Raw genomic sequence first — 7478 nt, 5'->3', positions numbered from 1 at the left:
GGCATCTATGTGGTGGCCGACAGCAAGGCGAAGGGGAACGTCACCAATACCGGGCGCATCCAGGCGGCGGCGGCGACGCTGGCTTCGGCGGGGGGAAATGTCTATGCGCTGGCCGGCAACCGGCAGGGGCTGATCCAGGCCACGGGCACGAAGACGGTCGATGGCCAGGTGTGGCTGACCGCGCCGAACGGGTCGGTGGCTGTCGACGGCACCACGGTGGCCGCGACCCGCGCCGATGGTGCGGGAGGGACGATCCGCGCCAATGGCGGCACGGTGACGGTCGGCGGCACGGCCGTGCTGTCGGCCTCGGCGCGCAGGGCGGGTGCGGCAGGCGGGCGGATTCTGGTGGGCACCGACGCCATGGGCGGCGTCAATCTCGCCCGGAAGACCACGATTGCCGACGGGGCGACGCTGGCCGCCGCCGGCAAGGGCGGTGGCAGGGGTGGGGCGATCGAAACCTCGGCCCATGTGCTGGCGCTGGGCAAGGCGTCGGTGACTGCCGGGGCCGGAGGAAGCTGGCTGCTGGACCCCGACGACCTGACCATCGACAGTGCCGCCGCCGGGACGATCGACAGCGCGCTCGATGCCGGCACCAATGTCACCGAACAGACTTCGGCCAGCGTCGTTTCCGGCGCGGGCGTCTCGTCCTCCGGGAACGGTGATATCGTGGTGAATGCACCGCTCTCGTGGAGCGGAACCGGGACGCTGACGCTGACCGCGTACCATTCCATCACGCTGAATGCGGGCATGACCATCAGCGGCGCGGGCAGGCTGACGCTGACGGCCAACAACAATGTCGGCGGCACCAGCACCGGCGACGGGGCGGTGAATTTCGGCGGTTCCGCCATCCAGTTCACCAGTGCGGGCCTGACCGCGGCGAATACCGCGACCAACAGCCCGCTGACCATCAACGGCAACGGCTATACGCTGATCACCACCCCCACCGAATTGCAGAATGCCGTCGGCACGACGGGCTATTACGCCCTGGCCAGGCCGCTCGACATGGGCAGTTTCGGTAATTTCACGCCTTTGGCGAAAAACGGGTTTACCGGAACGTTCGATGGGCTGGGTAATACCATCGCCAATCTGACCATCAATGATACGACCAACGATTTTGTCGGCCTGTTTGCTCGGATCGGCGAAGGCACCGGCAAGGGGGTGGTGGAGAATGTAGGCCTGATCAACAGCCGCGTGACCGGCAGTGCGGACTATGCTGAAATCGGGCCGCTGGCCGGCGTCAGTTACGGCACGATCGCCAATGTCTACACGACCGGAAGCGTTTCGGGCGGAAATGAGACTCTGGCGGTCGGTGGACTGGTGGGGGCGAATTTCGGGACGATCAACAACGCCTATTCCACCGCTGCCGTCTCGGGCTCGGGACTCTATGGTTATATTGGCGGACTGGTCGGCGGAAATAGCGGCACGATCACCAGCGCTTTCGCAACGGGTGCCGTTTCGAGTGGAAGCGAAGGCATCACCATCGGCGGCCTGGTCGGTGGCAATGACGGTACGATCAGTACTGTCCATGCCACTGGTGACGTCTCCAGCCAGGGGGCGTCCGCCAAAGTGGGTGGTCTGGTCGGATGGAACGTGTCCGATGACAGCATGATCAGCAATGCTTATGCATCGGGCACGGTTTCCGGAACCGGTGGCATGATTGGCGGTCTTGTTGGTGCCAGTGGCGGCCCGCTAACGAATGTCTATGCGACGGGGGCCGTCTTTGGTGGCAATGGCGCCAAGGTCGGCGGTCTGGTCGGTGTCAATTACGGAACGGTCGGCAACAGCTATGCCACTGGTGCCGTCTCGGGCGGAGACGGTGCCACGGTCGGTGGTCTGGTCGGGCAGAATCTGGCCTCTACCGATGAGGGTGCGGTCGTCGTCGGTAAGATCGGGAATGCCTATGCCACCGGTTCCGTCACTGGTGGGAATGGTGCGACTGCCGGTGGTCTGGTCGGGCAGAATGATGGCGCGATCGGCAATGCTTATTTCGACGTGTCCACGTCTGCGGTGGCGGGCGGGGTGGGTTCCGGTTCGTCTGCCGGCGTTCAGGGGCTGACGACTGCGCAACTGGCGGGGGGCCTGCCGGGTGGATTCGATGCTGGTGTCTGGGGGAATCTGAACAACCAGACGACGCCTTATCTGCTGACGGTTGCGGCCAACCAGCAGGTGCTCTCGGGCAGCGATACGGTGTTCGGCGCTGCGGCGGGTGTGCCTGTGACGGCCATTCTTTCCGCTGCCGGCCTTCGGGCTGTCGACGGCAACCTGGCCGGCAATTATGGCCTTGGTGCCGATATCGATGCGTCGTCCCTGGGCAATTTCGCGCCGCTGGCGGAAAATGCCGCGTTCACCGGCATTTTCTATGGTGCTGACCATACCATCGCCAACCTCACCATCAATGACACGACCAACGATTATGTCGGCCTGTTCGTTCGGATCGGCGACCGCGCCGGCAAGGGTGTGGTGGAGAATGTCGGCCTGATCAACAGCCGCGTGACGGGCAGTGCGGCCGAGGCCGAAATCGGGCCGCTGGCGGGCGTCAATCTGGGCACGATCGCCAATGTCTACACGACCGGAAGCGTTTCGGGCGGAAATGAGACTCTGGCGGTCGGTGGGCTGGTGGGGGCGAATTTCGGGACGATCAACAACGCCTATTCCACCGCTGCCGTCTCGGGCTCGGGACTCTATGGTTATATTGGCGGACTGGTCGGCGGAAATAGCGGCACGATCACCAGCGCTTTCGCAACGGGTGCCGTTTCGAGTGGAAGCGAAGGCATTATCATCGGTGGCCTGGTCGGTGGCAATGAGGGTACGATCAGTACTGTCCATGCCACTGGTGATGTCTCCAGCCAGGGAGAGTCCGCTGCAGTCGGCGGCCTGGTCGGATGGAATTTGTCCGGTGACAGCACAATCAGCAATGCTTACGCATCGGGTACGGTTTCCGGAACCGATGGCGAGATTGGCGGCCTTGTTGGTTCCAGTGGCGGCCGCCTGATGAATGTCTATGCGACGGGGGCGGTCTTCGGTGGCAATGGCACCAGCGTCGGCGGTCTGGTCGGTATGAATTACGGAACGGTCGGCAACAGTTATGCCACCGGTGCCGTCTTGGGCGGAGATGGTGCCTGGCTTGGTGGTCTGGTCGGTATCAATGGCGGAACAGTCGGCAATAGCTATGCCACTGGTGCTGTCTCGGGCGGAGATGGTGCCACGGTAGGGGGGCTGGTCGGACAGAATCTGACTACCACTACCGGTGAGGGTACGGCCTTCGTTGGCAAGATCGGGAGCGCCTATGCCACCGGTTCTGTCACCGGTGGGAAGGGTGCGGCTGCCGGTGGTCTGGTCGGGGAGAATGATAGCGAGATCGGCAATGCCTATTTCGACGCGTCCACGTCCGCGGTGGCGGACGGGGTGGGTTCCGGTTCGTCTGCCGGCGTTCAGGGGTTGACGACTGCGCAACTGGCGGGGGGCCTGCCGGGTGGATTCGATGCCGGTGTCTGGGGGAATCTGAACAACCAGACGACGCCTTATCTGCTGACGGTTGCGGCCAACCAGCAGGTGCTTTCGGGCAGCGATACGGTGTACGGCGTCGTGGCGGGTGCGCCTGTGACGGCCATTCTCTCCGCTGCGGGGCTGCGGGCCATCGACGGCGATCCAGCCGGCAATTATGGCCTCGGTGCCGATATCGATGCGTCGTCCCTGGGCAATTTTGCGCCGCTGGCGGAAAATGCCGCGTTCACCGGCATTTTCTATGGTGCTGGCCATACCATCGCCAACCTCACCATCAATGACACGACCAACGATTATGTCGGCCTGTTCGGTCAGGTTGGTGACGGCACTGGCAACGGTGTGGTGGAGAATGTCGGGCTGATCGGCAGCAGCGTGACGGGCAGCGCGTCCGATGCGGAAATCGGCGCGCTGGCCGGCATCAATCGCGGCACGGTCGCCGATGCCTATGCAGCCGGTTCCGTATCGGGCCATGACGATGCCATTGCCACCGGCGGTCTGGTGGGGGCGAATTTCGGGACGATCAGCAACGCTTATTCCACTGCCGTTGTCTCGGGAGATTATGGTTATATTGGCGGACTGGTCGGGGGGAATAGCGGCACGATTGTCAATGCCTTCGCAACGGGTGTCGTCTCGGGTGGCGGCGATGTCTTCGCCGTCGGTGGCCTTGCCGGAGGGAATGAAGGCACGATCAGCGATGTTTATGCAACCGGCGCGATCTTCAGCCGGGCTGCTTATGGCAGCGTTGGTGGCTTGGTCGGATGGAACATGTCCGGTTGGGGTGTGTCCAGTGACGGCACGATCAGCAATGCTTACGCCACCGGCACGGTCTCGGGATCTGATGACGACGTGATTGGCGGGTTGGTCGGCGACAATGAGAGCCTGCTGATGAATAGCTATGCGACAGGGGCGGTCTTTGGTGGCAATCGCGCCGAGGTCGGCGGTCTGGTCGGTGTCAATTACGGAACGGTCGGCAACAGCTATGCCACGGGTGCCGTCTCGGGCGGAGACGGTGCCACGGTCGGTGGCCTGGTCGGGCAGAATCTGGCCTCTGCCGATGAGGGTGCGGTCGCCGTCGGTAAGATCGGGAATGCCTATGCCACCGGTTCCGTCACTGGTGGGAATGGTGCGACCGCCGGTGGTCTGGTCGGGCAGAATGATAGCGCGATCGGCAATGCTTATTTCGACGAGTCCACGTCTGCGGTGGCGGACGGGGTGGGTTCCGGCCCGTCTGCCGGCGTTCAGGGGCTGACGACTGCGCAACTGGCGGGGGGGCTGCCGGGTGGATTCGATGCTGGTGTCTGGGGGAATCTGAACAACCAGACGACGCCTTATCTGCTGACGGTTGTGGCCAACCAGCAGGTGCTTTCGGGCAGCGATACGGTGTTTGGCGCTGCGGCGGGTGTGCCTGTGACGGCCATTCTTTCCGCTGCCGGCCTTCGGGCTGTCGACGGCAACCTGGCCGGCAATTATGGCCTTGGTGCCGATATCGATGCGTCGTCCCTGGGCAATTTTGCGCCGCTGGCGGAAAGCTCCGCGTTTACCGGTATCTTCTATGGTGCTGGCCACACCATCGCCAACCTCACCATCAATGACACGACCAGCGGTTATGTCGGCCTGTTCGGTCAGGTCGGTGACGGCAGTGGCAATGGCGTGGTGGAGAATGTCCGGCTGGCCGACGCCAATGTGACGGGGCATGCCGACGACCTCGAAATCGGCGCGTTGGCGGGCGTCAATCAGGGTACGATTGCCAATGTATATGTGACCGGAAGTGTTTGGGGCGGAGACGGAACACTGGCCGTTGGCGGCCTGGCAGGGAAGAATTTCGGGGCGATCGTCAACGCTTCTTCCGCCGCGCTCGTCTCGAACTCGGGCGAGTACGGTTATCTCGGCGGGCTGGTCGGAGGGAATTACGGCACGATTTCCGGCGCCGTCGCAACGGGCGCCGTTTCGAGTAAAAATGATGGTATGGCCGTTGGTGGCCTGGTCGGGGCGAACTTAGGGACGATCGTCAATGCTTCTTCCGCCGCCGCCGTATCGGACTCGGGAGCGTATGGTTATCTCGGCGGCCTGGTCGGGGGGAATAGCGGCACGATTTCCAACGCCTTCGCAACGGGCGCGGTTTCGAGTGAAGGGAATGGTACGACCATCGGCGGTCTGGTTGGCGGGAATGACGGCCTGATCAGCGATGTCTACGCAACCGGTGCCGTTTCCATGCGGGGTGATTCTGGCTTTGTTGGCGGGTTGGTGGGGTGGAACCTGTCCGGATGGGGCGAAGATGCGGATGGCGTGATCAGGAATGCTTACGCCACCGGCACGGTCTCGGGATCTGATGACCTGATTGGCGGGTTGGTCGGCGACAATGAGAGCCTGCTCACGAATAGCTATGCTACAGGAGCGGTTTCCGGTGGCAATGGAAGCAGGGTCGGAGGGCTGGTTGGCGGGAATGTCGGCACGGTCAGCAACAGTTATGCTGTGGGTGTCGTCTCGGGCGGAGACGGTGCCAGGGTCGGCGGCCTGGTGGGGGAGAATGCGGGCACTACCGATGAGGCCGGGGTCGTCTTCGGCAAGATCGCGAATGCCTATGCCACCGGTGCCCTTACGGGTGGGAGTGGTGCGGCCATAGGCGGTCTGGTCGGGAAGAACGAGGGTACGATCAGCAGCGCCTATTTCAACAGTTCGACGGCAGGTACCACGACGGGTGTCGGTGACGGTGCAGCGGATGGCACGTATGGGCTGACGACGGGGCAATGGATCGATGGCGCGGCCAGCAACGGCTTTGCCGATGCGGCGGTCTGGGTTGCCGGCGCGCCCTATCCGGTTCTGAAGGCGCTTCCCTACATTACGGTCTCTGCTGACGGAACCCAGACATACGGGCAGAACGCGCCGCCTGCGGTCGGCAATGTGACTTATACGGCCTCCAACGGCGTGGATGCTTCCGGGCTTGTCGATGGCAGCCATTTGACATGGCTGGACACGTCTCTGACGGCCACGAGCAATGCTGGCAGCACGGTGGCCATGGGCGGCCAGGGGGTGACGGCGGCCGGCTATCAGGTCGTCTATGTTGCGACCGATCGGGTTACGCCCGCTGCACTGACCGTTACGGCAGGGAGCCAGTCCAGTATCTACGGTCAGACGCCGACGCTCGACGGTTCCGCCTACAGTACCGTCGGCCTGGTGAATGGCGATACGGTTTCCGGTGTTGCGCTGGCAACCGCCGCGACCAGCCGAAGCCCCGCCGGGACCTATGCCATCGCAATCTCCGATGCGCAGGGAAGTGGATTGAGTAATTACGTCATGACCTACCAGGCGGGTGTCTATACCGTTCAGCCCAATCCGGCGGTGGGAATCACACCCATCTTCTGGCCGCTCGTCATGTCGGGCGGCAATGGCCAGGCCCAGGCGAGGATGGCGACGGGCATGGTGGTGCGGACTCCCGCTGCGAATACAGCCGACGGCGGCAGTGTGCATGACACGCTCCTGCTGACGCGACCGCGTGTTTCCGTTTCCGCCGACCCGACGCTGGGGAATGGCGGTGCGCAGGGCTACCGGATCGTGCTGCCATCTTCCTCGGTCTCCAACCAACTCGACAAGAAGACACTCTGATGCGTTCCCCCCTGCTGTCGGGCTGCGCGCTCGCTGTTTTCTCGCTCGTCCTCGCACCAAAGCTGGTGCATGCGCAGGCATACGACCGGCTGGCGCCCCGGCAGCTTCCCTCGGCGCCGGCGCCCGATGCGCTGAAGGCGCCGGGCCGGGAAGCACCGCCGCTGCCGCAATCGGCCGCCGTGGTGGTACCGGCGCTCAAGGGGCTGGTGTTCGTGCCCGGTGTCCAGGCGGTGCGGGCTACGGGCCTGCCGGCCGGGACGGCGGGGGTGCTGCATGCCGGCCTGCCGTTGCTGGACGATGCGGCCTTCGGGCGTGAGATGGCGGCGCGGCTGGGCCGGCCGTTGAGCTTCGCCGACCTGAATGCCATCGCC

2 protein-coding genes are annotated in these 7478 nt (G+C 63.9%); both read left to right on the top strand.

The genetic code is table 11. The features are described 5' to 3' along the window. Positions 1 to 12 precede the first annotated feature (12 nt). Entirely contained in the window at positions 13 to 7107 is a 7095-nt protein-coding gene (locus C7453_RS18475; protein ID WP_211311109.1) for a beta strand repeat-containing protein, read from the top strand. Continuing rightward, positions 7107 to 7478 (top strand): hypothetical protein (locus tag C7453_RS18470; RefSeq protein ID WP_211311108.1); only part of this gene is annotated, 372 nt, incomplete at its 3' end. The genes C7453_RS18475 and C7453_RS18470, both read left to right, overlap by 1 nt.

Origin of the sequence: Gluconacetobacter liquefaciens (assembly GCF_003350405.1) — a bacterium.
GTDB lineage: Bacteria > Pseudomonadota > Alphaproteobacteria > Acetobacterales > Acetobacteraceae > Gluconacetobacter > Gluconacetobacter liquefaciens.
This window is presented reverse-complemented; position numbering and strand designations above follow the sequence as displayed.